The sequence below is a fragment of the Aneurinibacillus thermoaerophilus genome, assembly GCF_019603355.1.
Taxonomy (GTDB): domain Bacteria; phylum Bacillota; class Bacilli; order Aneurinibacillales; family Aneurinibacillaceae; genus Aneurinibacillus; species Aneurinibacillus thermoaerophilus.
Genome location: NZ_CP080764.1, coordinates 2,490,505 through 2,514,895, shown reverse-complemented (window position 1 = coordinate 2,514,895; position 24,391 = coordinate 2,490,505). Strand labels below are relative to the sequence as shown.

24 protein-coding genes and 1 other RNA gene are annotated in these 24,391 nt (G+C 43.7%); 14 read left to right on the top strand and 11 right to left on the bottom strand.

All coding sequences use genetic code 11. From position 1 onward, the window contains the following. Nucleotides 1-53: 53 nt before the first annotated feature. From K3F53_RS13095 to K3F53_RS13085, 3 genes are all read right to left on the bottom strand, one after another. The gene (locus tag K3F53_RS13095; protein ID WP_057898145.1) at nucleotides 54-869 is read right to left on the bottom strand and encodes a M15 family metallopeptidase; all 816 of its coding nucleotides are present in this window, start codon (nucleotides 867-869) and stop codon (nucleotides 54-56) included. A gap of 120 nt (nucleotides 870-989) precedes the next feature. Continuing rightward, nucleotides 990-1,787 carry a nitrilase-related carbon-nitrogen hydrolase gene (locus tag K3F53_RS13090; RefSeq protein WP_057898146.1) on the bottom strand — a complete coding sequence of 266 codons (798 nt, stop codon included), beginning with the start codon at nucleotides 1,785-1,787 and terminating at the stop codon, nucleotides 990-992. A gap of 9 nt (nucleotides 1,788-1,796) precedes the next feature. Then, nucleotides 1,797-3,053, bottom strand: coding sequence for a sigma-54 interaction domain-containing protein (locus K3F53_RS13085; protein WP_057898147.1), 1,257 nt, complete (start codon nucleotides 3,051-3,053; stop codon nucleotides 1,797-1,799). Between the two features lie 268 nt (nucleotides 3,054-3,321). Here K3F53_RS13085 and K3F53_RS13080 point away from each other — a divergent pair, with 268 nt between their 5' ends. The 4 genes from K3F53_RS13080 (at nucleotide 3,322) to K3F53_RS13065 (ending at nucleotide 7,216) form a co-directional block, all read left to right on the top strand. Further along, entirely contained in the window at nucleotides 3,322-4,707 is a 1,386-nt protein-coding gene (locus K3F53_RS13080) for an APC family permease (protein ID WP_091260352.1), read from the top strand. A 27-nt stretch (nucleotides 4,708-4,734) separates the two neighbouring features. Continuing rightward, on the top strand, nucleotides 4,735-5,832 hold the full coding sequence (locus tag K3F53_RS13075) for a class II histone deacetylase (protein WP_057898149.1): 1,098 nt from the start codon (nucleotides 4,735-4,737) through the stop codon (nucleotides 5,830-5,832). Between the two features lie 57 nt (nucleotides 5,833-5,889). Beyond that, the gene (locus K3F53_RS13070) at nucleotides 5,890-6,780 is read left to right on the top strand and encodes a carbon-nitrogen hydrolase (RefSeq protein ID WP_057898150.1); all 891 of its coding nucleotides are present in this window, start codon (nucleotides 5,890-5,892) and stop codon (nucleotides 6,778-6,780) included. 193 nt (nucleotides 6,781-6,973) lie between these two features. Then, the gene (locus K3F53_RS13065; protein WP_057900259.1) at nucleotides 6,974-7,216 is read left to right on the top strand and encodes a YkuS family protein; all 243 of its coding nucleotides are present in this window, start codon (nucleotides 6,974-6,976) and stop codon (nucleotides 7,214-7,216) included. A 704-nt stretch (nucleotides 7,217-7,920) separates the two neighbouring features. On the opposite strand, the gene K3F53_RS13060 is transcribed toward K3F53_RS13065, so the two are convergent. Next, on the bottom strand, nucleotides 7,921-8,178 hold the full coding sequence (locus tag K3F53_RS13060) for a DUF1507 family protein (protein ID WP_057898151.1): 258 nt from the start codon (nucleotides 8,176-8,178) through the stop codon (nucleotides 7,921-7,923). A 170-nt stretch (nucleotides 8,179-8,348) separates the two neighbouring features. On the opposite strand from K3F53_RS13060, the gene K3F53_RS13055 reads away from it, so the two are divergent. The 3 genes from K3F53_RS13055 to K3F53_RS13045 all read left to right on the top strand — a co-directional run bounded on the left by K3F53_RS13055 (nucleotide 8,349) and on the right by K3F53_RS13045 (nucleotide 11,953). Beyond that, entirely contained in the window at nucleotides 8,349-8,852 is a 504-nt protein-coding gene (locus K3F53_RS13055; protein WP_057898152.1) for a DUF6884 domain-containing protein, read from the top strand. A gap of 223 nt (nucleotides 8,853-9,075) precedes the next feature. Further along, on the top strand, nucleotides 9,076-9,510 hold the full coding sequence (locus tag K3F53_RS13050) for a Dps family protein (protein ID WP_091260354.1): 435 nt from the start codon (nucleotides 9,076-9,078) through the stop codon (nucleotides 9,508-9,510). Between the two features lie 511 nt (nucleotides 9,511-10,021). Then, complete coding sequence (locus tag K3F53_RS13045; protein ID WP_057898154.1) at nucleotides 10,022-11,953, top strand: heavy metal translocating P-type ATPase; 1,932 nt, start codon at nucleotides 10,022-10,024, stop codon at nucleotides 11,951-11,953. A gap of 88 nt (nucleotides 11,954-12,041) precedes the next feature. On the opposite strand, the gene K3F53_RS13040 is transcribed toward K3F53_RS13045, so the two are convergent. Next, nucleotides 12,042-12,530, bottom strand: coding sequence for a dihydrofolate reductase (locus K3F53_RS13040; protein WP_220559032.1), 489 nt, complete (start codon nucleotides 12,528-12,530; stop codon nucleotides 12,042-12,044). A 39-nt stretch (nucleotides 12,531-12,569) separates the two neighbouring features. Continuing rightward, entirely contained in the window at nucleotides 12,570-13,169 is a 600-nt protein-coding gene (locus K3F53_RS13035; protein ID WP_057898156.1) for a DedA family protein, read from the bottom strand. 221 nt (nucleotides 13,170-13,390) lie between these two features. On the opposite strand from K3F53_RS13035, the gene ssrS reads away from it, so the two are divergent. Further along, nucleotides 13,391-13,571: non-coding RNA, 6S RNA (gene ssrS / locus K3F53_RS13030), on the top strand. 131 nt (nucleotides 13,572-13,702) lie between these two features. Here the strand turns inward: ssrS and K3F53_RS13025 are convergent. The 3 genes from K3F53_RS13025 to K3F53_RS13015 form a co-directional block, all read right to left on the bottom strand. Continuing rightward, nucleotides 13,703-13,843 carry a YqzM family protein gene (locus K3F53_RS13025; protein WP_082705921.1) on the bottom strand — a complete coding sequence of 47 codons (141 nt, stop codon included), beginning with the start codon at nucleotides 13,841-13,843 and terminating at the stop codon, nucleotides 13,703-13,705. 93 nt (nucleotides 13,844-13,936) lie between these two features. Further along, complete coding sequence (locus K3F53_RS13020) at nucleotides 13,937-14,449, bottom strand: TlpA family protein disulfide reductase (protein WP_057898157.1); 513 nt, start codon at nucleotides 14,447-14,449, stop codon at nucleotides 13,937-13,939. 151 nt (nucleotides 14,450-14,600) lie between these two features. Beyond that, nucleotides 14,601-15,362 (bottom strand): glycerophosphodiester phosphodiesterase, encoded by a 762-nt coding sequence (locus K3F53_RS13015; protein ID WP_057898158.1) that lies wholly within the window; start codon nucleotides 15,360-15,362, stop codon nucleotides 14,601-14,603. A 130-nt stretch (nucleotides 15,363-15,492) separates the two neighbouring features. Between K3F53_RS13015 and K3F53_RS13010 the strand changes: the two genes are divergently transcribed. Next, on the top strand, nucleotides 15,493-16,230 hold the full coding sequence (locus K3F53_RS13010) for a class I SAM-dependent methyltransferase (RefSeq protein ID WP_057898159.1): 738 nt from the start codon (nucleotides 15,493-15,495) through the stop codon (nucleotides 16,228-16,230). A gap of 73 nt (nucleotides 16,231-16,303) precedes the next feature. Continuing rightward, a complete protein-coding gene (locus K3F53_RS13005; protein ID WP_057898160.1) occupies nucleotides 16,304-16,612 on the top strand; it encodes a winged helix-turn-helix transcriptional regulator in 309 nt (102 codons plus the stop codon). Between the two features lie 88 nt (nucleotides 16,613-16,700). Here K3F53_RS13005 and K3F53_RS13000 read toward each other — a convergent pair whose 3' ends face one another. Continuing rightward, entirely contained in the window at nucleotides 16,701-16,910 is a 210-nt protein-coding gene (locus tag K3F53_RS13000) for an alpha/beta-type small acid-soluble spore protein (protein ID WP_057898161.1), read from the bottom strand. Nucleotides 16,911-17,063: 153 nt separating this feature from the next. Here K3F53_RS13000 and K3F53_RS12995 point away from each other — a divergent pair, with 153 nt between their 5' ends. From K3F53_RS12995 to K3F53_RS12980, 4 genes are all read left to right on the top strand, one after another. Then, nucleotides 17,064-17,507 carry a hypothetical protein gene (locus tag K3F53_RS12995; RefSeq protein ID WP_057898162.1) on the top strand — a complete coding sequence of 148 codons (444 nt, stop codon included), beginning with the start codon at nucleotides 17,064-17,066 and terminating at the stop codon, nucleotides 17,505-17,507. 197 nt (nucleotides 17,508-17,704) lie between these two features. Continuing rightward, on the top strand, nucleotides 17,705-21,517 hold the full coding sequence (locus tag K3F53_RS12990) for a dynamin family protein (RefSeq protein WP_057898163.1): 3,813 nt from the start codon (nucleotides 17,705-17,707) through the stop codon (nucleotides 21,515-21,517). 88 nt (nucleotides 21,518-21,605) lie between these two features. Further along, nucleotides 21,606-22,031, top strand: a complete 426-nt coding sequence (locus K3F53_RS12985) for a YugN family protein (RefSeq protein WP_057898164.1) — start codon at nucleotides 21,606-21,608, stop codon at nucleotides 22,029-22,031. Between the two features lie 176 nt (nucleotides 22,032-22,207). Then, the gene (locus K3F53_RS12980; protein WP_057898165.1) at nucleotides 22,208-22,678 is read left to right on the top strand and encodes a FixH family protein; all 471 of its coding nucleotides are present in this window, start codon (nucleotides 22,208-22,210) and stop codon (nucleotides 22,676-22,678) included. 71 nt (nucleotides 22,679-22,749) lie between these two features. Here the strand turns inward: K3F53_RS12980 and brnQ are convergent, their stop codons facing one another. Continuing rightward, nucleotides 22,750-24,087, bottom strand: a complete 1,338-nt coding sequence (brnQ, locus tag K3F53_RS12975; RefSeq protein WP_220559031.1) for a branched-chain amino acid transport system II carrier protein — start codon at nucleotides 24,085-24,087, stop codon at nucleotides 22,750-22,752. Nucleotides 24,088-24,391 lie beyond the last annotated feature (304 nt).

The window sequence follows — 24,391 nt, the reverse complement described above, 5'->3', positions numbered from 1 at the left end:
TTATTCAAGATTTTTGTGTTGACACCATGATTCATCAACAGCCTTGTATTCCATCATTTTGATACGAGTATCATATGTTGTACGTATTCTTCTAACGTTATATTTTTGCTTGCGATTTCCTTGGCAATGTTTATCCCTACATAACGGATGTGCCAGGGTTCGTATTTATATCCGGTGATTGCTTCTTTACCTTTTGGATAACGAATGATAAAGCCGTATTCTGGGGCATGTTTGGCCAACCATTTTGCTTCGGGAGTATTAGCGAAGCAATCTTCGGCCGCACATTTGCCGGTGCTGCCAGAGACGTCAATGGCAAGCCCTGTTTCATGTTCACTGTGACCCGGCGCCGCGCTGAATTTTCGCGCTGCTTCTTCTCCGTGGGTTTTGATATAGCGGTTGAACAGTGCTGTTTGCGTCTTATAGGAACGGTAGCCGGAGACGCCGCTCAGGTGGATTCCGTCTTTCTTCGCACCGGCGAATAGCTTTTCTAAAGCTTGCGCCGCCTCTTTACGCATGAGCCGCTTTTCTAGTTTTTCTTTAAAAATAAACGGAACATTTGGTTCTACCAAATCGGAAGGTTTATAGCCGTCTGGAAGCATCCATTGTTTGTTGACCAACACGGCGATATTGTCTGGATTGGCGACGACTTGCACAGCCTTGTTGTTTGCATTTACAGTTTCATTTTTTGCTGGATTTTTTGAAGCGGCAGGTTCTGAAGAATAGCCGCTGGACTTGGACGCTGAAGAGGTGGGTGGCGTTTTTGGTGTTTCAGAAGACGTAGCCGCTGTTTGTTCACTGCACCCGGCGAATAGGGTTATCGCTCCGGCAAGCAACAGAGCACCTGTAACATTACGACGAACTTTATGCAAAAAAATCTCTTCCTTTCTTTCTATGAAATTCTCCTCGTTTTTTACCCAGTGAGTTTTTAAAGATATAAAAATATCCCCCTGTGTAGTATAAAGAATTTCTGGATAAAAGCAACGTGCTTTTCATAATAGACCATGAGCTCGATATAATGCATTTTTTCGATTATCAAGATACTTCATAGGCTGCTCATCTCTTACTTTATACACATCGTTCAGATTAACGGATGTGATGAGAAGTTCTTCGTTGTTTCCGCCTCTAGTCAAGAAGTTGCCTTCAGGAGAGATTACGGCGCTTTCCCCGAAATACAGCGTCATTCCTTCAAGACCTACTTTGTTGGCTGCCGCGATAAATATTTGGTTTTCTAATGCCCGGGCCCGTAAAAAGACTTCTTGGTGCGGCTCATAAGGAACGCTGTGCGCGTTTAGCACCATAATCATCTCTACTCCATTCATTGCATAAATTCTTGCCATCTCAGGAAACTCCACATCAAAAGTCATCATGATGGCGATGTTTCCGGCTTCTGTGCGGAAAACAGGGAACTCTTCACCAGGGGTGAAAAATTCTTTTTCCTTATCGAAGAGATGAACTTTTCGATATACCCCTTTCAAGCTCCCATCTTTCCCGATAAAGGCGGCAGAATTGTAATATTGATTTTTATAAAATTCGGGGAAACCAATAATCACACCGATACCGGCTTCTTTTGCTTTTTCTTGAATGATTTGAATGCTTTCTCCCTCTGCTGTTTCCGCTAACTTTTGAATCTGATCTTGGATGAAGTACCCTGACAGAAACAATTCTGGAAATAGAACATAATCCACGCCTTTTTCTTTGCACATTTGTATTGTTGAAATGGTACGGGTAAGGTTGGATTTTTTATCGAATGGAATTCCTTTTAACTGTGCCAGTGCAATCGTTAGCATGATATTGTTTTACCTTCCTTCATTACGAAATTCTTTTAGCTTTTTGGCGATCGTTGATTGATCGACCCCTAATGCTTGTGCCGCTTTGTATGTGCTTTTGTAAAGTTCGTACGCTCTTGTAATTAAATCTTTTTCCAGCCTTTTTTTTGCTTCCTTTAAAGGTATAATTTCGCTTTTCTGATATGGCTCAGTATATTTTGTACTTAAAGAATGAAAGAATGGAGGTAAATGTGTAAGCTGGATTTCATTGTCCTCGGTTGTAATAAAGATTCTTTCGATTATGTTTTCTAATTCCCTTACATTCCCTGGCCATTCATATTGTGTAAAAACGTCTTCAACATCTGGATGAAACGTTTTAAAAATGCCGTATTTTTTCACCAGTTTGTTCAGAAAATGACGCGCTAAATATACAATGTCTTCCTTTCTTTCTTTCAATGAAGGAATTTCAATTGGAACGACATTAAGCCGATAATACAGGTCTTCCCGGAATTTTTTTTGTTGGACAAGTTCCAATAAATTTTGATTCGTAGCAGCGATAACACGGACATTGATGGGGACTAATTTAGCTGAGCCAATAGGGCGAATACAGTTTTCTTGTAGAACTTCAAGCAACTTCACTTGAAGATTCAAAGGAAGTTCACCAATTTCGTCAAGGAAAACAGTACCTTCATTTGCTGATTCAAAGATTCCTTTTTTTCCTCCCCGCTGTCCCCCCGTAAAGCTACCATGCGTATACCCGAACAATTCTGCTTCCATTAGTGGTTCAGGGATAGCACCACAGTTCACAGAAACAAAGTTTTTGTCTGAACGGCTGCTGTACTTGTGGATGAGTTTAGCGATCATACTTTTTCCTACCCCGGATTTACCAAGCAGCAGGATGGTGGAATCAACGTAGGAGACTTTTTTGATAATTTCCATTATTTGTTTCATTTTTGCTGAATGGGCAATAAAAGAAGTTTCTATCGTTGAAATTTCGTTTTCTGTGCTGGCATACTGCACTGTTTCTTTGTCCTTTGATATTGCCAGTAATATTTTATCTTTTTCTTTTATAATCAGAAATTCAAAGGAGGATATTTTCAATTGTACAATTTCATTTTCATGCAGTGTGTTTACTTGTTGCTGAATGATGTTTTTCAGAAGATGGAGCGTTTCTTCATTAAAAAATGTACGCAAAAGTTCCAGCTGATTTAAGCTGAAAAGAGGTTCATTTGATTTTGTTATAGTATGTAGTCTCCAATGATAATTAACTTTCATATTTTCTATCATTTTTGAAAATCCTCCTACTATACACAATAATGAAAAAATTCATCTGATGATTTTTTTCATTATCCTGTGATTTTTAACTATTTTTTAACGAGATTCCCTCTTTAATTTTGAATATATAATGATTTTTTTCATTGATTTTCTTCATTGTACAGCCTGTTTTTATTATTTTCAATAAATTTTATATTGGCATAAAATTTGTATTTAAGAAATTATGTAAAAATTGAGAGGAGGGTTTATATGAAAAGGAATAAAAGATGGGGGGATGTGTATGTCTAACAAGCAGGCACCTCATTTTCGTAGAACATTAACGTTGTTTCCGCTTGTTATTCTCGGTCTCGCTTACATGGCTCCGATGACCGTGTTTTCCACGTATGGAGTTGCGGCGCAGACGACACATGGCATGGTTCCAGCTGCTTATATAGTAGCCCTTCTTGCTATGCTATTTACTGCATATAGCTACGGAAAGATGGTAAAAGCATATCCTGTTGCAGGTTCAGCTTATACGTATACACAGAAAACGATCAGCCCTCATCTTGGATTTCTGGTTGGCTGGTCTGTATTAATGGATTATCTTTTCTTGCCGATGATTAATTTTCTGCTATCTGGCATTTTCTTATCGGCTGCCTTTCCTTCAGTTCCATCGTGGATCTGGATTATTTTGTTTATCGCCATGATTACGGGGATCAACATTTTGGGGATTCGAATGACGGCAAAAGTCAACGGAGTGCTTGTTTTATTTCAATTTCTTGTGACCGTAATTTTTGTGGCCTTAGCCGTAAAAGGAATTACAAATGGAATGGGGCTGGGCACGCTGTTTTCTGTGTTACCTTTTTATAATCAGGATGTTTCGTTTTCTTTTGTGCTGGCCGGAGCTTCGATTCTATGCTTGTCGTTTCTCGGATTTGATGCGGTGACAACGCTTTCAGAAGAGACGATTGAACCTAAGAAAACAGTACCAAGAGCTATTTTCCTAGTGACATTCATTGGAGGAGCACTTTTTACTTTTGTATCTTACATTACACAAGTGGTGTATCCGGATTTTACTTCGTTTAAAGTTGTAGATTCTGCTGCTTTTGAAATTGCTCAATACATTGGGGGAGCGTTATTTGCTTCTTTGTTTCTGGCAGGAATGATTACTTCGACGATTGCATCTGGCATGTCATCGCACGCAAGTGCAGCGCGACTGCTATTTGCTATGGGGCGGGAAGGCGTACTGCCAGAGAAACTATTTGGCTATGTACACCCGAAATATAAAACGCCATCCCGCAATATTTTTCTAATTAGCTTATTTTCATTATCAGCGCTTGTTGTTGATTTAGCGACAGCCGCTTCTTTTATTAATTTCGGTGCGCTAGTAGCGTTCACATTTGTCAATCTGTCCGTTATTTTTCACTATTATATTCGCAATAAACAGCGCGGTATAAAAGGGGCTTTTCTGTATGTATTACTGCCGCTGATTGGTTCCGGGTTTACTATTTGGCTTTGGACGAACCTGGACAAACATTCGATTATGCTGGGAAGCGCCTGGATTATAGCAGGAATTGTGTATCTGCTGTATTTAACGAAGTTTTTTACCAAAAAGCCGCCGCAACTCCATTTTGAAGAGGTTGAATCTTCTGTTGATTCAACAGAAGATCAGTCCATTGTTTCCTGAGTTACTACGCTAGAGGAGAGAACAGGGATGAAATCAATCGGTTTTGTTTTCCACGAAGATTATGTAAAGCATGATACAGGTGAGCAAGTGTATGTTGTAGGAGGAAACGAAACGCTGAATGTTGGTCTGGAATTTGAAAACCATTTTCGCGTTCGCTACATCAAGGAGATGTTGGAGAAAAGTGGGCTGCTGGCAAAAATGAAAACGTTTGTGCCGGAACCGGCTACCGATAGGGATTTGCTGCGTGTGCATACACAGCGTCATATCGACAATATGAAGGAAACAGCTCGTAAAGGTCTCCGTGTGTTCGGCCCGGAAGCGTATGGTTGCCCTGTTTCAGAAGAGATTGCCCGTCTATCTGCTGGGGGTGCGATGAAAGCGGTTGATATTGCGATGGATAATGAAGTGAAACAGGCGTATGCACTCATTCGTCCACCGGGACACCATGCCACAAGCGATCAAGCAATGGGATTTTGTCTGTACAACAATGTCGCGATTGCAGCCCGGTATGCGCTGGACGTATACGGCCTGGAACGGGTGGCGATTGTGGATTGGGATGTACACCATGGAAACGGAACGCAGGATATTTTCTACCATGATAAAAACGTGCTATTTATCTCTGTACATGAAGATAGCTATTTTCCGGCGAATACAGGAAAAATTGAAGAAGTTGGCGAGGGAGAGGGAGAGGGTTATAACGTTAACATTCCCCTTCCTTCCGGGACAGGGAATGCGGGATATCAATACGCATTTGAGCAACTTGTGCTTCCGATTCTTGAGAAATACGAGCCGCAGTTGCTGCTCATTTCCGCTGGACAAGATCCAAACTGTATGGATCCGCTTTCCCGTATGGTGGTCACGCGTGAGGGATTCCGTTATATGGCGAAAGTGGTGCGGGAGTTAGCTGAAAGAATATGCGATGGGCGCTTGGTAATCCTTCAGGAGGGCGGATATAGCCTACCGTACTTACCCATTGCTACATTAGGTGTAATCGAAGGGCTAATGGATTGCGAAGCAGACTTCCGTGACCCGCATTCCGTTCCAGAGCGACCGGTTACACAGGAACTGTGGGAAGCGATCTTTGCATGCAAGAAGATATTTTCTCAATATTGGAATAATATTTGAAATAATCTTTTGTATAACATTTTTGTCATAGACAATATATTTCAGGAGGCAACAAAGATGAGTGAAAAAGTGACCCTTGGATTGATTCAAGTAAAATGCGGAGAAGATATTGAGCAAAACGTAGCCTATACGATTGAAAAAATAGAAGAAGCAGCTATGAAAGGTGCGCAAATTATTTGCTTACAGGAATTGTTCAATGTGCAATATTGCGGCCAAACGGTTTCTGTGAAAGGGTATGACCTTGCGGAGCCTGTAGATAGCCCAACATTGCGGAAGATGGGCGAATTGGCAGGGCGCTTAGGGGTTGTTCTTATTGTGCCATTCTATGAGAAGGCAGGGCGCGGTGTATACTTTAACAGTGCGGTCGTATTCGATGCGGATGGCTCTTACCTTGGTACCACACGAAAAAATCATATTCCGGATGGGCCGCAGTACCATGAGAAATATTATTTCATTCCTGGAAACACAGGTTATCCGGTGTATAAGACACGTTATGGAACAATCGGTATTGGGATTTGCTGGGATGAATGGTTCCCGGAAGTGGCCAGAATTCTGGCGCTACAAGGTGCGGAGATTTTGTTCTATCCTTCCGCGATCGGTTCCGAGCCGGATCATCCGGAGCTTTGCACTCGCCGGGCCTGGGAGAAGGCAATTTCTGCGCATGGCATTTCGAACGGTTTGTTTGTAGCGGCGGTAAATCGTGTGGGTCGCGAAAAGAATATGACGTTTTATGGTGGAAGCTTTGTCAGCAACCCGCTGGGTGAGATTATGCAGTCGCTGGATGATGAAGAGGGAATTTTGATTCAGGAAATTGACAAGAAGGAAATTGACTTTGCGCGTAATCTACTTCAATTTTTACGTGATCGTCGTCCGGAAACGTATGGTCTGCTGTTGAAGCAGGAGGCGCTTCCAACGAAAACTGTTTTCCCGGCTCCTGTTCGTTTATAGTTATTGCTTTCTTTTACTGCTGTCTTCTGCATTTTTACAGGACGTTCTACTCTTCTTGAGGGACTGCGGCTTTGGCGCGGCAAGTCTAGTTGGTATTCTCTTTTGAAAGAGATGATGATTTTTCTGGAAAAGGGAATATTTTGCTAATGATCAATTCAAAATAAAGGAGGGAGCAATGAAAGGAGTGAATCGCATGGCAAAAATTGCAGTGGAAAATACGTTAACAGATGTGAAGCAATATCTAGAGAGCCAGGGACATCAGGTGGTGGCCATGAACGAGGCAAACATCGCGGGCTGTGATTGTTGCGTTGTTTCCGGACAGGATATAAATCTAATGGGTATGGCAGACATGCTAACGAAAGCCTCCGTTATCAACGCGCAGGGAATGACGGCGGAAGAAGTTCTTGAGGCGGTCAACCGCAACATACAGCGCTAGCGTTACACGAAGAAACAAGGATGCCAACAAAGGTGTCCTTGTTTCTTTTACCACCGGGTGAAAATATAAAACCTTGTTTTTACAGGGGGAAAATAGGTCTTCGATGTTTACTTAAGCTGGGTATGGTATAATATGGTTGATGTCGTCTTTCAGCTTTTATCGAATCCGAATGCGCAGGTTAGGTTGAGAAGGGAAAAAGTATGTTTTATAATTGAAATTGATTATCATTATCTTTTTGAAGGACAAGCATGAAAGTGCAGGTAGTTTCGGATATATATGAAATAGTGGCTTCTTATCTTTGTGAAACGAGGTGTCTTTCGTTTATATTGCAACATGCTGGAGAGATATTTCGTTCTCTTCAGACAGAATCATAGCTTCGCTTCTGACCAAACGGTTCGCACTGTTCTTTACCGGTATGTTATGCAGCATGACAGGTTTACGTGAAGAAGCGTATATTCTTTCGCTTTCGTCTGTTTCGCGATAATAAATAAAGGCTCGTACTCGTTTGGTGTGAAAGAAGCAGTATTCAAGTTAGGGCTCTTCATAGAAAAAGGCGCACAGGAAGAAGGGCGTATTATCTATCCGTGCTTCATCGCATCTGTGATAGATGAAAATTTCTCCTTCTTCCTGGGCTTTTGTTTTTTTTTCGTTCCAGTAAAGCCCGAAGCCGTGTGGAAAGCGGAAAAAAGCATGCAACGGTTTAATTACTGGCTCTGTCCTATTTTTTCTGAAATCCGCTTCTCCAATCCGTCTAGAATTTCTCTTCCTTCTTCTTTGCTTAGCAGGTCAAGCCGTGTCAGAAAATCGATGACGCGCGACAGGCCAAACAACTGGGTATCGAGCACTTCTTCATAAAGCGGACATTTTGGCATTGTTAGATTATTGCGCTGGACCTCGATCAAACGTTCGATTTTATTGGCTTCTGCTTTGAGCAGTTCTAATGCTTGTGTTTTAATATTCATATAGTTGCCACCTTCTCCTTGTTTAACTTTACTCTGACGGAAGAATGATTATTTTTCTCACTTTACTTTGAGTATAGCAAAAAAGAAAAACATGTGTAGGTTATAATACACTTCCTTTGCAATTTCGATATTCATACCAAAGATAGATCATTCCAGAAAGGGACAGGAGAATGAAAAGATTATGTATTGTTCCCTGCGGGGCAAGAAAAATATGGGATAAATATCCAGACGCTGGCCCGACCCGGGCCGATGAAGCATATATTAGTCCATTCGGCAAGGCATGCCGACGATATGCGGCACGCTTTTTTGATCGGTGGGTGATTTTATCGGCTAAATATGGTTTTTTGTTGCCGGATGACATTGTTCCAGAAAATTATGATCTTGCGTTTGATTCGAAACGTCCGGGCATTATTAGTACAAGACAGTTACAGGCACAGATGAAAGCAAAAGAATTGGATACGGTTTCGGAAATTGTCGTGCTCGGTGGCAAAAAACACCGCAGAGTGGTCACTGCGGTGTTCGGTGATGGGTATACATACCGTTTTCCGCTTAGCGATTGCAAAGGGATTGGCTATATGTTGCAACGTTTAAATCAGGCCGTCATGGAAGGAAAAGAGTTAGATGGAGAAAGCGCACGGGGAGGATTTTGTGAACCGCCGTTAGGCTCTAGGTGAAGTTTGGGATCTGGCTTCCGTTTTGCTCAACAAAGGGCTATCCTGCATCGGGGAAGCCGCCTGCTCCGAATATGAAGGTTCAAATAAATAACGAAATTGAAAGTTGAACATAATAGCTATAAGGTGTTGACATTTTTACACAAAAGAGTATAATAATTATATATTTAATTGTAATAGTTTCAAATAAATAATTATTGTTATTAAATTAAAGGAGGAAAGAACAATGAAAAATGTGACAGAGGTATTGAATCGACAAATTGCTAACTGGACTGTATTGTACGTAAAATTGCACAATTATCATTGGTACGTGAAAGGAAGCCAATTCTTCACCTTGCATGCAAAATTTGAAGAGTTTTATACAGAAGCAGCAGGTTATATTGACGAGCTCGCGGAGCGTTTGCTTGCCTTGAAAGGCGCCCCGGTTGCAACAATGCGTGAATGTCTTGAACTTGCTTCCGTGAAAGAAGCAACAAACCAGGAAGACGCACGTGAAATGGTGCAGACGCTTGTAAACGATTTTGAGCAAATAAACAAGGAATTGAAAGAAGGTATGGAACTGGCAGAAAAAGAAAATGATGAAGTAACAGGCGATATGTTACTTGCCATCCATTCTTCGCTTGAAAAGCATATCTGGATGCTAACTTCTTTCCTTGGGTAGTGGACGACAGGCTAAGAATACGTTGGCGATTCAAAGATGAAGATAGCTAGGTAGAAAACGAAGAACGCTCTGGAAACCTTTTGGTTCCAGAGCGTTTTTTAAAGATATGTATATATGTTATTATCTTTCCTTCCCGCTTGTCACGTTTGCAAATGAATACAGAAGGAACGGAGATGAGATAAGCAGCACGATAAATAATGCAGCTTCAATTGTATAAATGTCCATAAATTCTCCACTCCTTAATTGAAAATAATTATTATCTTCAATTATAAAGCTGTGCTGGAACTTAGTCAATAAAAAATAGCCTATTTTTGTTTTTTTTTGCTTTTCAGCAGGAGAAAATTAGATTATAATAATTATAAATTAATTGCCTATAAGCAAAAAAATTAGCCTAAGACAAAAATGAAAATCATTCTTAACTAAACGCAGAATTATGCTGCTGTCGTTCCTGACAGCAGCATTCGTGCTTTCTGCAGAAAAATTGAGATTTATTATCAGGGGGGAAACGAAGATGAATGAAGCAAAACCGACATGTACATCATCTATGTTCGTACAATCTGATATGAAACAAAAAGACTGGATACGGTCGCTTAAGCGGCATGGTGAAGGAATCGCTGCAGTTGTGTGTGGCGTATTTACATTTGCAGCTTGGATAATACAGCACAATGCTTACACATGGTCTTTTATTTTGTATATTTTGGCATACTGTGTCGGCGGATATATGAAAACGAAAGAGGGAATTTTGACGCTAATCAATGAACGGGAACTTGACGTAAATTTGCTTATGTTGCTTGCGGCGGTAGGCGCGGCCAGCATCGGATACTGGTTCGAGGGCGCCATTCTCATCTTTATCTTTGCACTGAGTGGCGCGCTGGAAAGCTATACGATGATGCGCAGTTACCGGGATATCGCTTCGCTTATGGATTTAAAGCCAGAAACGGCACGTTTGTATAAAGATGGAACGGAAAAACAGGTAAAAATTGAAGAACTACGGGTAGGCGATAAGATTATCGTGAAACCAGGTGAACGCATTCCAGCGGACGGCGTTATTAGAGAAGGAACGTCTTCTATAAACCAGTCTTCGATTACGGGAGAGTCGCTTCCGGTAGAAAAAAATGTGGAGGATACGGTATACGCCGGAACACTGAACGGGGAAGGCTCACTTGTGATTGAGGTAACGAGCGAGAGCGAATCAAGTCTGTTTTCGAAAATTATCCGGCTTGTGCAGGAAGCGCAGAGTGAAATGCCGCCGTCCCAGCGATTCATTGAGCGCTTTGAAGGCATATACGCAAAAGTGGTGGTCGGAATTACGCTGCTGCTTATGCTCATTCCGTACTATGTGCTGGGCTGGAGTTGGTCTGAAGCATTATATCGTGCGATGGTCTTTCTTGTTGTTGCTTCCCCATGTGCGCTTGTAGCTTCTATTATGCCCGCGATGTTGTCCGCTATTTCCAATAGCGCCCGCAAAGGTGTACTTTTCAAAGGCGGGGCTCATTTGGAAAATCTGGCTGGTGTCCGTGCGGTAGCGTTTGACAAGACGGGGACATTAACGATAGGACGTCCTCAGGTAACCGATGTTATCCCATTGCAAGAATATAGTAAGGAAGAACTTCTTTGGATCGTTGGTTCTATAGAAAGCTTGTCGGAACATCCGATCGGTCGCGCAGTGACTGAGAAGGCGGAAGAAGCCGGACGACCATTGCATCGCCCGCAGCGAATGCAGGCGGTGACCGGATTCGGAGTTGTGGCTGAATTTGAAGGACAAAGGTGGAAAATCGGCAAGGAAGCGTTTGTCGAAGACGATGAAGATATTACACATCTAACAGGAATCGTAAACCGCCTTGAGGGTGAAGGAAAAACAGTCATCTTTGCACAAAATGAGAGCGGACTCGCTGGGCTGCTTGCGGTGCAGGATACGCTTCGTCCAGAGGCGAAAGAAACGGTGGCATGGCTGAAGAACCTTGGGATTACTGTTGTCATGCTAACCGGTGATAAACGGGCGGCCGCTGAAGCCATCGCCGCTGAAGCGGGCGTGGACGAGGTATATGCGGAGTTGTTGCCGCAACAAAAAGTAGAAAGAATTAAAGCGCTGCGTGAGCGGTATGGTAAAGTGGCGATGATTGGCGATGGAGTGAATGATGCACCAGCGCTGGCTACCGCTTCGGTCGGCATCGCAATGGGAAACGCGGGCAGTGACGTGGCGCTTGACACGGCTGACTTAGTGCTGATGAACGATGATTTGAAAAAAATTCCTATGGCAATTCGTCTTGGTAAAAAAGCGGGTCGCGTGATCAAGCAAAACATTGCGTTTTCGCTGAGCATCATTATTCTTTTGATTCTTTCCAACTTTGCGCAGTCCCTTACATTGCCGCTCGGCGTTATCGGACATGAAGGCAGCACGATTCTTGTGATTTTAAACGGTCTGCGGCTTCTTAGGGGGTAGTTTCTATTTTCAGCATGTTGATAAACGCTTGCTTATATTGATTCACCTCGCATTCTACAGGAGATAAATCAAAGAAAGAAGAAAGAGGCTACTGACGCAACCTCTTTTTATAAGTAAGGAAGTAGTAATCATACGGATTTTTTGCATCTTTGACACCTTTTCGCTTAGAGATAAGTTCCCATTCTGACATATCGATTGTTGGAAGATAGGTGTCGCCCGGAAAGCTAGCTTTAATAAGCGTGAGGTAAAGCGTATCAGCCAGTGGAAGGAATAATGTGATGATTTGCGTTCCTCCGATAACATCGATCGGATCTCCGGAAAAGCGGGACAGCACTTCCTCTACGGAATGTAGAACCACGCAACCTTCCGCCTGGTAGTCCGGATTTTTTGTCAAAATCACATTTGTACGTCCTGGCAACGGCCGGCCGATCGATTCGTATGTTTTTCTGCCCATTACAATGACATGCCCCATTGTAAGGCTTTTAAAATGAGCGAGATCTGCCGGCAAGTGCCAGGGCAGCTTGTTTTCCTTTCCAATAACTCTGTTTTGATCCATAGCGAAAACGATCGAAATCATGTCAAAATCTCCTTAGGACTTTCTAAAATATGCTCATTCTTAGGATGCGGGTTTACTGCGCATCCGGATAGCCACCCAGAGCAGCACGATGCCCGCCAGCAACACGCCTAAAGCCAAAAGACCGTAATTATGGACAATCATTCCAATTTTGTCGATGTATTTGCCAAACAACCGGCCGATAATAAAAAAGGCAAGCGTCCAGATAAACCCGATTGTATAGGAAAAAAATGCGTAACGGATGAATGGCATGCGCCCGATCCCCACTAGGTAAGGGACAAGATGGCGGACAATCGGGAGTGCATAGCTGATGCATAGCGAGTAAGAACCGTAACGTTGGACTAAGCCGTACGATTTTGAGAGATATTTATCTATATTTTTCTTTTTCTTGAGTTTATTCAGCATCGGTGGGCCCATTATTCGGCCAAGACCATAGCCGATAGAAAGGCCGGAGATGACTCCGAGATACGTAATACAAAAAGCGGTAACCGGGTGAAGCAGACCAAGAGAGGCTGCGAATCCTCCGGCCATGACCACTGCTTCATCGGGAATCGGCATGCCGATAATTCCAAGCCATAAGCAAAAAAATAAGGCAGCGTAACCGTATTGCCCGATAAGTGTTACAAGTGTGTCAGCGTTCATAATATCCCCCAATATGTCTATTTCTTTTCATTATAATAAAGTTTTAGACGGAATTGAAATGTGGTAAAAAATTACGATCATTATCGTGGATGAAATGTTTTATGATACTTATTTTTATTTATGCAAGTGATGCGCTTTAGGAGAGCGGTAAAAAAGCAAACGAAAACTTCTTCTTGCAAAGCTTTTCCCAATCGGCTATTATATTATTAGTAAAGTGAATGATATGCCTGCGATGTTCGATTCATTTTCTTTGTTTCGAACCGTAACAATAAAAAGGGAGTCTTATATTAAGCCATGGACACTATGCTCACATTGATGAGACAGTGGAAATGACTTTGCGGACACCCACCTGCGAGAGCGGGTTTTGAAACATGAGGATGAAACGGCATAGGCGGGGTTTTAATTAAGAAAAGCTAAGAACACTTATAGTGAACATGCAAGTGTTCTTTTTATTTGCGAACAGAAAAGGAAGCGCGGAGAAATACCCGCGCTTCCTTTTCTGCATGTATGACGGAGTTCTGAATAAACAATCATTATTTCATCATATACTCTGCGATCATCATGCCGATAAAAATGAGCATGAAAATACCGAATGAAGCACCGAATCCAATAGAAGAATCCACGATATCATTTTGGTTTGGGTCTAGGTTCAGGTCAGGGTTAGGCTTCGTCATTTTACTCACCTCCGCTCTTCCATCATACCATATTATGTATATTTGCGCCTATGAGAAGGAAAGACAAGCTGATGACAATGTAGGCGGATAGGTTTATTCACCAACCATTTTTTGGATGATGTTTTCAAGTGTTTCCGGAGGAAGTATGCCGTCCGCAATGTGGATAATTTCCCCGTCTTCATTTATAAATACGTTGGTTGGAAAGTGCGCGACCTGATATTTTTCGGTGATGTCGCCATTTTTGTCGAACAGTACTGGGAAAGGAATTTGGAAGAAAGCAGCGAATTTTTTCGCGTTTTCTTGTTTATCGTTTGCTGTGACATTGACCGCCAGGATTTCAAACTTTCCGTTATACTTTTTGTAAAGGCGGATAAGAACTGGTGTTTCTGCCCGGCATGGTCCACACCATGAAGCCCAGAAGTTGATGAGCACCGGTTTGTTTATTTCAGAAAGGTGGTATGTTTTTCCATCAAGTCCGATCAGGCTGAAATTGGGAGCGTGGAAGCCAACTTTCGCTTTTTCTTCTTTTTTGGAGCCAGAGATGCTATAGAGCGAATAGCCGATAAGTGCAAGAACGATGGCGAAGGCGAGCCAAGCTTTTTTCATCGTTTTCACCTGCTTTATTGTACGAATATGATTTATGGTTTGAGAGTTGAACAATCATTGGCGGCCCGAATGGAAGAGGCGGCAAAGCCGCTCATATAATCGTGTCTATTCTCGCATAAGCGGGAAGCGAAATGCAATAACCATTCGGTACCTAGCGCTTTCGCCTTTTTCTTTTCGTTTGTGTCCCGTATAGCAGGCGATGGGCGAGAGCAGGACGGGGCGTGATAATTCCGTCGGTACCAAGTTCAATCATTTGCTTAATCTCGGCGAGTGTATCTACCTGGTAGGGGACAATCTTTAGTCCATGGCTACGGCAGATTTCCAACAGTTGTGCGTTAACTCCGCGAACGGGTGGGTGAATATACGCACACTTGTATTCCAAGGCATAGCGCCATGGCTCGCGGAGCTGGCCAAAATAAAGGAACGCGATGTCGGTTTTGCAGTCGTGTTTACGCAACAGTTCGAGGCTGAACGGGTTAAAAGTAGAGATGATCACTTGCCTGGCCATTTTATGACTGTGAACAAGCTGGATGACCTTTTGTTCGAGTCCGTTTTTCATCGCGAAAAAGTTTTTTAATTCAATGTTTAGTATAATGTTTTTTCCAGCAATGCGTGTAAGCACTTGTTCCAGTGTCGGAATAGGGGTGCCAGCGAACCGGGGGTGTTTCCAAGCGCCAAAGTCCATTTTTCGCAGCTGGGTTAGCGTATAGTCGCTGATTTTTCCCTTTTGACCAGTAATGCGCTGCAATATCCAGTCATGAAACACGACAACGTGTCCGTCTTTTGTAAGCTGAACATCCAATTCAATGCCGTTTGCCCCCTCTTTTATCGCATGCGCAAAAGCGGGAAGTGTATTTTCCGGATAGTTGATAGAAGAGCCGCGATGTGCGTAAATAAGAAATACATCTTTCATACGGAAGCAGCCTCGCTTCATTTTTTATCGGTCTTTATACATTATGCGCTTAGAAAAAAGCACATTCACAAATGTACAGAATAACTGGGGTATGATTATACTTAGGATAATGGAACGGAGGGACGAAGTGATGGATACTGCATGGTTTGTAAGATCATTTCAGGAAGATTATGCCACTTTGTATCGGCACCGCGATGAAGCATCGGCGCAGCGTGAAATTAACAGCTTGCTTGAAAACCTACCGCTGCCGAAAACGGGGAAAGTGCTGGATTTTTGCTGTGGCGATGGGCGGCACTCCCGGGCGCTTGCCAAGCGCGGGTATGAAGTTGTCGGATTCGATTTATCCGATTATTTGCTTGCAGAAGCCCGTCGAAAAACGAAAGATGGAAACATTATATATTATCGTTATGATATGCGCGAAATTCCGTTTACAAGTGAGTTTGATGTGCTATTTAATTTGTTTACAAGCTTCGGCTATTTTGCAGAAGATAGTGAAAACGAAAAAGTGCTGCAAAAAATGGCGCAAGCGCTTAAGCCAAGGGGACATTTCGTTATCGACTATTTAAATCCGTTGTATATTCAAGAACATCTTGTGCCTGAATCTGAGCGAAACGTAGGTGGCAAGCATATTATAGAGAGACGCAAAATCGAAGATGGATTTGTCATAAAGGAAATCATTATTACAGAGAATGGAGACGAGCGCCGGTTCTGGGAGCGGGTGCGCATGTATAGGCGAGAAGAAATGGAGGAAATGCTTTCCCGTGCTGGACTCGAAGTACGGGGCGTGTATGGCGATTATGATTTTAGGCCGTACTCCAAAGAAGGAACTCGCATGATCCTTTATGGTCGTTGTCATAAGGAGAAATAATGGATCATCGTTTGATGTCAATTTATTTGTATCGTTACTTATTCATGATAAAATGATAAAGGAGGTGTGTGTCGTGGATTACAGCAAAATGTGTCCGAAGTATGAATCGGCCATTGAGCTTCTCGGCAAGAAATGGTCAGGATTAATTATTCGCGTGTTGCTTGGCGGTCCAAGACGCTTTAAAGATATTAAAGCCCAAATTCCTGAGATGAGTGATCGGATGTTGACCGAACGGATGAAGGAGTTTGAGGAAGCAGGGATTCTGGAGCGCAAAGTTTATCCGGAAACACCGGTACGAATTGAATATGAATTAACAGAAAAGGGACGGGACTTAAAGCAAGTAATTGAGGCAATCCAGCATTGGGGAGAAAGATGGATGTAGGACAAGCTCCAGACGAAAGCCAGACCATTGCATGATCTGGCTTGTTTTTCATCCATGAAGGTATTGGAATGCTATGTGAGAGGGAAGATTAAAAACGACCGCCAAGTTGTTGCTCAGCCATTTGCACCAAACGCTTTGTAATTTCGCCGCCAACAGAGCCATTTTGACGAGATGTTGTATCCGGTCCAAGTTGTACACCGAACTCGGATGCGATTTCGTACTTCATTTGGTCAAGCGCACGCGCTGCACTGGGTACAACAAGAGTGTTGGTGTTGGAAGTGCGTTGGTTTTGAGCCATGGTTTGTTCATCTCCTTACGAGAAGTTTTGTCAAGGATATTTATCCTTGTAAGTATATTGTCACGAAACATCTGCTCGCTCATACGTGGCAAATTATAGTATAGGGAGAATCTAATGGTTATATAGTGTCAGGTACGAAGAAAGGAGAACTCGATGAAACAAATCGCATGCCCGTATTGCGGAAAACAAGTTACAGGAAATCATCGATATGAAGTGAAGTGCTATCACTGCGGTAAGTACAGCTATCTGACGGACGGCTTGTCGGCAGTGGAGGAAAAACAGGAGTTGTATGATGCCGCGCGTCAATATGCATATACGTATGTGCCTGAAGATGTCCGCGAATATGTGGATAAATATGGTCTTGCACAATCCGGGCCGACGACGCTTCGCTGGTTTCGTGATCACGAAGAAGATGCATATCGAAAAATGAAGAAATTTCTTGATGAACAGCTGGATGAACAGACATTGAAGCGCTTGCATGATAAACACGATGGCAAGTTGCCATTCGTGTTGTTTGTGCTTGACTTTCTGAATTTTCCGTTGCGCCGCGCGTCGCTAGAATGGCAATTGGATCAGTCGAGTAGCTGCGATTTTTAACATATTCTGCGTAAGAGAAGTTTCATAACCATGTACCAATCCTTATCCGGGTATACGGATAGGGATTTTTTTTATGATGTAGGAAAAAGGGGGAAAACTTATCCCAAACGGCAAAAATAAGCGGGGCAAAGGTTGCGTTGTGCGTGAGGGGATGATAGATTAGTGACATAAAATGTACACAAATAAGAAGAACAACGGTGAGTGGAATGATTGAGACAATTGAACGCCTGACACAGGTTCAGGAGGAACAGATTTCGGTTCCTGCTGAAGTATTGTATTACCGTATTGAGAAAGTAAAGGAAGATTTTTCTGCCGCGGGAGACGAAAAAAATGCTAAAAAGGCAGGGCAGTTGCTTGAAAAGTTGCTAAAGAAAGAATTTACCGTCGCTTTTTGCGGGCATTTTTCCGCTGGTAAATCAAGTATGATTAATGCGATTATGGGAAGTCAGGTACTGCCTTCCAGTCCGATTCCGACCAGCGCCAACGTCGTCAGCATCAAAACCGGAAAAAAAGCGGCTCGCATTTTTTTTAAGCACGGTAAAACGATCGATTTTGGCCCGGAATATGACATCAATGAGCTAAAAACGTACGCGGTGAACGGGGATGAAGTCGAGACGATCGAACTGTACCATCCGTCCAATTTGCTCGGCGAGGTCATTAGTATTATGGATACTCCGGGCATCGATTCGACAGATGATGCCCACAAAGTTTCGACCGAATCGTCGCTTCATTTATCTGACGCGGTGTTTTATGTGATGGACTACAACCACGTCCAATCAGAAGTTAATTTCCAATTTACGAAGGAACTAAAAGATCGGGGCGTGCCGGTTTATCTTGTTATTAACCAGATTGATAAGCATGTCGACTTTGAGCTTAGCTTTACCCAGTACCGCGAGAGCGTAATGGACGCTTTTCGCCACTGGGACATTGAGCCAGATGGTGTTTTCTTTACTTCTTTAAAAGATCCGTTTCATTCCGAAAACCAATGGCAGGAGCTGCTCGCGCAACTAGGTCGGATGTTCAAAGGGAAGGAAAGGTTACTCATTCCGAGTATTTTTCGCGCCACGTTATATCTTATTGCTGAACATCGTAAGTTTTTGCATGAAAAGCACGCGCTTAAGCGCGAGCCTTTTGAGCGCTTGCTTGAAGAAAAAGCGGATGGGGAGAATATACAGGCGCGATACGCCGCATTATCTACTCGTCTTGCTTCACTTTTTGAAACAGCAGAGAAGTTTGAAAAAGAGGGAAAGCGGGAATTGCAGAGCATCTTGGACAACGCGCCGCTCATTCCGTTTTCAACCCGGGAACTGGCCCGCTTGTTCTTGGAGAGTCGCCAGCCGGGGTTTAAAGTTGGTTTTCTATTTTCGGCAAGCAAAACAAAAGAAGAAAAGGCCAAACGGCTGAACGATTTGTACGTGGAATTGTCGCAGAACACTTCCGCGCACTTGGAGTGGCATATTAAGGAGTTGCTTCGTACGCTGCCGGAAAAGTATGGATATGATGATAGCGAATATCAGAAACATGCTATGGAATTCAGTGTCAAGTTTGACGAAGACTTGCTGGTACATGCCGTAAAACCGGGTGCGCTTACAGGCGGTGAAGCCGTTTTGAACTATTCAAAAGATATTGCAGACGCGGTCAAAAGTCTGTACCGCCGTGCGGCGCTGACCATGATCGAAGGCGCGGCGCAGGCGCTACGTCGTCAAGCGGAGGAGCAGGCGCAGGATATCAAGCGCGAATTGGAGGAAATCCGCGGGTTGAAGGAAGCACAAGACGCGCTGGTTGCGCTCAATCGAAGAGAAAGCGAGGCAGAAGCGCGCCTGACCGATGTGCTTATCAATGGAATTCCGGGCGAAGAGCAGGCTCCGCCGCTTCAAGCGTATGAACAACAGAAGGCGGAACGGGTTGAAGTGCCGCAAGCTCCAGACGATAGGGCCACGGTAAAAAGGCCAGTTCATTTAGCGGTGAAAAAAGAAGAAGCAGAATCATCCGCTTCTTATTCTTCCCCAATTAAAAAAGATTATAAGTCTTTCATGTTAAAAATGGCTGATATGCTGCGCCGGAGCGCGCAAGTTATTCAGGATATTCCAGGGCTTGCGGGAAGTGCGTGCGCGATGGAACAGCGGGCTGAACGCCTCGAGAAAAACCGTTTCACCGTCGCGCTGTTCGGTGCGTTCAGCGCGGGCAAATCGTCGTTTGCGAACGCATTGATGGGTGATTTGATTCTGCCGGTATCGCCGAACCCAACGACGGCAGCAATTAATAAAATTTTGCCGCCGGATGAAAACAATCCACACGGCAGTGTCCGGGTACGTTTGAAAACACGTGAAGACATTACAAATGATGTGTTGCATTCGCTTGAGGTATTCGGTATAAGCGCTGAAACGATCGAACAAGCAGTTGAATGCTCGTCAGCGCTGGATGCGAAAGATGTGCATCCAACCGCGAAGCCGCACTATAGTTTCTTGCGCGCAGTGCAAAAAGGATACAGCGAAATCGAGTCGCAGCTTGGCCAAGATTTAATAATCGGACTAGAAGAGTTTCGGGAGTTCGTGGCGCAGGAGCATAAGGCGTGCTTTGTAGAATGGATTGAATTATATTACGATTGCCCGCTTACCCGACAGGGCATTATTCTCGTGGATACGCCAGGCGCCGATTCGATCAACGCTCGCCATACCGGGGTAGCGTTTGAATACATTAAGAATGCAGATGCTGTTTTGTTCGTGACATATTATAACCACGCGTTTTCCCATGCGGACAGGGAGTTTTTAATCCAGCTTGGGCGTGTAAAAGATACGTTTGCGATGGATAAAATGTTCTTTATCGTTAATGCAGCCGATCTGGCCCGTTCGCAGGAAGAACTTGAAGGTGTGGTGGAGCACGTCGTGCAAAATCTTGCCACTTGTGGTATTGTGCGCCCGCGCATTTATCCCGTATCCAGCCAGACAGCGTTGCTTGCACGAATGGGGGCGCATGGGAAGTTGAACGAGTCGGCTGCCGGAATTCTTCGCAAGCGACTTGGCGTCGCAGCGGAAGCGCCGTTGCCGTCCGTGGCGGAAGCGCTCCACTTCTCTGGCCTTTCTCATTTTGAAAATGAGTTTATCGCGTTTACGTTGGAAGAGCTAACGAGGATTGCTCTGAACGAAGCATTTGCTGAGGTGCGCCGCGTGCTTCAGACGATGGACGATTTAATCGCCACAGCCCGTCAGGACGCTTCTTTGCGTGATCAGCAATTAAAAGCGGCGGAAGCGCGCAGGGAACAAGCGCTGCAAACAATACACGAGCTGGACACGGCGGCTGATATTCAGGCGCTGGAAAAGGAAATTCAGGAGCTTGTTTATTATGTCAAACAGCGTGTTATGCTTCGGTTCAATGAAGCGTTCCGCTATTCGTTTAACCCGGCTTCACTTAAGGATGATGGGCGCGGGATACAAAAGACATTGCAGCTGAGCTTGGAAGAGTTGTCACGTTTTCTGGCGTTTGATCTGGCACAGGAGATGCGTGCGACTGCGCTGCGCGTCGAAAGGTTTATGGCACAAACAGGCGAAAAAATCCGTGAAAAGCTAATGAATCGGATGCAACTTGAACATTTTACATTGCGTGCCTGGGAACATCCAACTTACAATACACCAGATTTCAGCGCCGATTTCCCGGAAGGTACCACTGATGAATTGAGAAGCTCATTGAATTTCTTTAAAAATCCGAAGCAGTTTTTTGAGCAGGGGGGGCAGGAAAAGATGAAGGCCGATCTTGAGCGAAAATACCAGATCCCTGTGCAGGCATACACTGCACAAGGCGAAGAGGTGCTTCGCAGTCACTATGTTCCTGCCTTTAAAGAAGAGATTGCCGCGGCGCAAGCGAGAGCGGTGACCGAGGTGGAAGAGTATTTCGCCGGGCTTTTCGCTGTGCTTGGTATGAAGATCAATATCGAAGGTCTTATGGATCGCCGGAATCAGGTAAATAGCATGTTGATGCTTGTTGAAAAAGAAATAAATGTAAAAGAAAAGTAAATCATCCCTCGTCACCCTATGTTTTTTTTACTATAATAAATAAAAAGCGTAAGAAGACAGAAAAAAGAGTATGGTGGGTGAATGCCGGATGAAAATTGTCGAAACGAACTTAATCGGCCAGGAATTTTCGTTTGATTTAGTTGACACGGTATTGCATGACATTGGGTTTAATCGCGGCGGCATGTTTGACTATGATTGGGCAGCATATGATTATCCACTTATGACATCCAAAATCGGCGATTATGTGTATTTGCGTATTTTTACGCGCGCTACATCCGGGGAAATTGAACGCAGCAACTGCATGGTGAAGGTGACTGATGTTATGATCTCTGGAGCCAAGTATCATGAAGGACTTGATTTTAACAAAGAGATCGAAAAGCGTTATGTGGATCGTTCACGGGAGATTTTGAATGAAGTGGCCCAGCACTTGAAAATGGATAAGATAGAAATTAACATCCGTGATGCCAGCGCTGAGGAGTGCCAAGCGCGTAGCGGCGTCCGTCCTGTGTTTTAAGGAAAGCGAACGAAAGTTTCCGACCGTATATAATGGTCGGAAACTTTTATTATTATTTGGAAACGGCTATGATAAAAAGGAAATAAAAGTTTGGATGAACTTTTTTACGAGTACCAATACGAACTAGAAACGGCTATGATAAAAAGGAAATAAAAGGGCGAAAGAGGATGGGAAATATGTTGGGTGTGAAAAAAATAGGCTGGTCTGTTCTGCTTTCTTTGTTTGTTCTCGTCGCTTGTAGCGCGAACGAGAAAGAACAATCAGTTTCGCAAAATGATGGCGGATTGCAAGTTACTTTTACAACGCCGAAAAAAGTGGAAGCAGGAAAAAAGACGGAATATACGGTACATGTTTCGCGAAATGGAAATCCCGTTGCTGATGCAGAAGTCATCGTGCATCTTGAAATGGCGGATATGGACCATGGTTTAAACGGGTTTCGGGGCAAAATGACCGAATCGGGCGTGTATAAGGGACAAGCTGTGCTGCCGATGGGAGGAGACTGGATTGCGTACGTAAAAGTAAAGAGAGGATCGGAGAAGGTGACGAAACGGTTTGAATTCAAAGCAGAGGGAGGAATGATGTCTCCGGAAGAACTGGAAAAATCAGGTTTACATGAAAATGGATCGCTTAAGAATCCTGATTTCTAGATGGATACAAAAACGAGCATATGCTTCTGGCAAATGCTCGTTTTTGCACATGTCCATCAGCTTCACACTATTTATTGTGTGACTGTTTTGCGGAAAGAAGAAAGCGAAACAATTCCCCCGATGATTATCCCAAGGAGAGCGGGAATGATCCAGCCCATACCTTGACTCATTAGGTCGCTCATTAACGGTAACTTACTTAGCGCTTCGGTTATACGCTCCGTTTTCACGCCGGTGACAGTCAGCCCATCAAGCACCGAGATGAGAGCCGCTCCGATAACGCCGCCCGTATAAACAGAACGGTGTTCTTGGAATGCTCGGCCGCAAAGTGTTAGCACAATCAGCACAATGGCAATTGGATAGAGCGTAACAAGCAGCGGCACAGAAATCTTTAGAATAGTAGATAGACCAAAATTGGAGATCGTCAGGCTAGATAATATAAGCATTGTCATGATCGCACGATAGGACAAACGATTGCCTGTTATTTTTGAGAAAAATGCCGCGCAGCTTATAATTAAACCGACCGCTGTCGTTAAGCAGGCAAATGTAACCGCAAACCCGAGCAAGGTTAACCCGGTTTGTCCAAGTAGGTGCTTGGAAAGAAGCGTAATCAATTGTCCCCCGTTTTCATACGCTCCAACTGCGGGGCCGCTGGTAGCTCCGAGATAGGTCAGGCCGATATAGAGCAGACTGAGGCCGATAGCCGCAATGAAACCGGATTGCATGATTACCTTTGCCCGTGCCTTTTGCTCACTTATACCACGTTCACGTACCGCGTTAGCAATTACGATGCCGAATACGAGTGCTGCCAGTGTATCCATCGTATTATATCCTTCCAGGAAACCTTTTGAAAACGGTTTTTCCAGTGTAGTCGGCGTGTAATCGCCAAGCGGCGCCAGCGCACCACGGATAAGCAAAATAGCCAGCAGCGCAATCATAAACGGTGTGATGACTTTTCCAAAACGGTTTACCAATTTACTTGGGTTCAAGCACAGCCAGTACGTAATTCCGAAAAATACAACAGAGTATACGAAAAGACTCCAGGCAGACGTTTTGGCTGCTTCTGGCAAAAACGGCGCCACTCCGATTTCAAACGCGACTGCACTTGTCCGTGGAATTGCTAAAAGTGGCCCGATCGATAGGTAGGTTAGTACAGAAAAAATAGTAGCGAACATCGGATGGATACGATGTCCTATGTGCTGGATATTACCGCCAGCGCGCGCGACGGCAGCCACCCCGAGCAGAGGCAGGCCTACGCCTGTTATCAAAAACCCTAAAACAGCCTCCCACATCTTAGAGCCTGCATCATGTCCGAGTGTTGGGGGGAAAATAATGTTACCCGCTCCCAAGAAAAGCGAGAATGTCATTAATCCGATCGCAAATAATTCTTTAAATGATAAAGCTTGTTTCATAGTGCCTCCTTGGAAAAGATAACAGAAATAACAGAATTTTTTGTCGTTCTTTATCGAACGACTTATTTATCATAACATATTTAATTTATAAATAAAGTATAGAAGATGAATTCGTAATTGATTGTTTATTCTGCAAATTATTAGAAGCGGACGGAAAGAAGATCGGCAGCTATTCTAGTGATCGGGATAAACAATTAAGAATTTTTAAATATTATTTTTTAGCGAAATAATGCTAGGTTAGTTGTAACAAATTTGTTACAATTCAATGTAAGAGGGAAGAGAAATCTTATAAGATTGGAGGGTG

What these genes read in the sequence shown, in the direction of transcription:
- K3F53_RS13090 (WP_057898146.1), bottom strand. Translation starts at nt 1,787, where the DNA reads ATGCTAACGATTGCACTGGCACAGTTAAAAGGAATTCCATTCGATAAA.
- K3F53_RS13085 (WP_057898147.1), bottom strand. Translation starts at nt 3,053, where the DNA reads ATGATAGAAAATATGAAAGTTAATTATCATTGGAGACTACATACTATA.
- K3F53_RS13080 (WP_091260352.1), top strand. Translation starts at nt 3,322, where the DNA reads ATGTCTAACAAGCAGGCACCTCATTTTCGTAGAACATTAACGTTGTTT.
- K3F53_RS13075 (WP_057898149.1), top strand. Translation starts at nt 4,735, where the DNA reads ATGAAATCAATCGGTTTTGTTTTCCACGAAGATTATGTAAAGCATGAT.
- K3F53_RS13070 (WP_057898150.1), top strand. Translation starts at nt 5,890, where the DNA reads ATGAGTGAAAAAGTGACCCTTGGATTGATTCAAGTAAAATGCGGAGAA.
- K3F53_RS13065 (WP_057900259.1), top strand. Translation starts at nt 6,974, where the DNA reads ATGGCAAAAATTGCAGTGGAAAATACGTTAACAGATGTGAAGCAATAT.
- K3F53_RS13060 (WP_057898151.1), bottom strand. Translation starts at nt 8,178, where the DNA reads ATGAATATTAAAACACAAGCATTAGAACTGCTCAAAGCAGAAGCCAAT.
- K3F53_RS13055 (WP_057898152.1), top strand. Translation starts at nt 8,349, where the DNA reads ATGAAAAGATTATGTATTGTTCCCTGCGGGGCAAGAAAAATATGGGAT.
- K3F53_RS13050 (WP_091260354.1), top strand. Translation starts at nt 9,076, where the DNA reads ATGAAAAATGTGACAGAGGTATTGAATCGACAAATTGCTAACTGGACT.
- K3F53_RS13045 (WP_057898154.1), top strand. Translation starts at nt 10,022, where the DNA reads ATGAATGAAGCAAAACCGACATGTACATCATCTATGTTCGTACAATCT.
- K3F53_RS13040 (WP_220559032.1), bottom strand. Translation starts at nt 12,530, where the DNA reads ATGATTTCGATCGTTTTCGCTATGGATCAAAACAGAGTTATTGGAAAG.
- K3F53_RS13035 (WP_057898156.1), bottom strand. Translation starts at nt 13,169, where the DNA reads ATGAACGCTGACACACTTGTAACACTTATCGGGCAATACGGTTACGCT.
- K3F53_RS13025 (WP_082705921.1), bottom strand. Translation starts at nt 13,843, where the DNA reads ATGACGAAGCCTAACCCTGACCTGAACCTAGACCCAAACCAAAATGAT.
- K3F53_RS13020 (WP_057898157.1), bottom strand. Translation starts at nt 14,449, where the DNA reads ATGAAAAAAGCTTGGCTCGCCTTCGCCATCGTTCTTGCACTTATCGGC.
- K3F53_RS13015 (WP_057898158.1), bottom strand. Translation starts at nt 15,362, where the DNA reads ATGAAAGATGTATTTCTTATTTACGCACATCGCGGCTCTTCTATCAAC.
- K3F53_RS13010 (WP_057898159.1), top strand. Translation starts at nt 15,493, where the DNA reads ATGGATACTGCATGGTTTGTAAGATCATTTCAGGAAGATTATGCCACT.
- K3F53_RS13000 (WP_057898161.1), bottom strand. Translation starts at nt 16,910, where the DNA reads ATGGCTCAAAACCAACGCACTTCCAACACCAACACTCTTGTTGTACCC.
- K3F53_RS12995 (WP_057898162.1), top strand. Translation starts at nt 17,064, where the DNA reads ATGAAACAAATCGCATGCCCGTATTGCGGAAAACAAGTTACAGGAAAT.
- K3F53_RS12985 (WP_057898164.1), top strand. Translation starts at nt 21,606, where the DNA reads ATGAAAATTGTCGAAACGAACTTAATCGGCCAGGAATTTTCGTTTGAT.
- K3F53_RS12980 (WP_057898165.1), top strand. Translation starts at nt 22,208, where the DNA reads ATGTTGGGTGTGAAAAAAATAGGCTGGTCTGTTCTGCTTTCTTTGTTT.
- brnQ (WP_220559031.1), bottom strand. Translation starts at nt 24,087, where the DNA reads ATGAAACAAGCTTTATCATTTAAAGAATTATTTGCGATCGGATTAATG.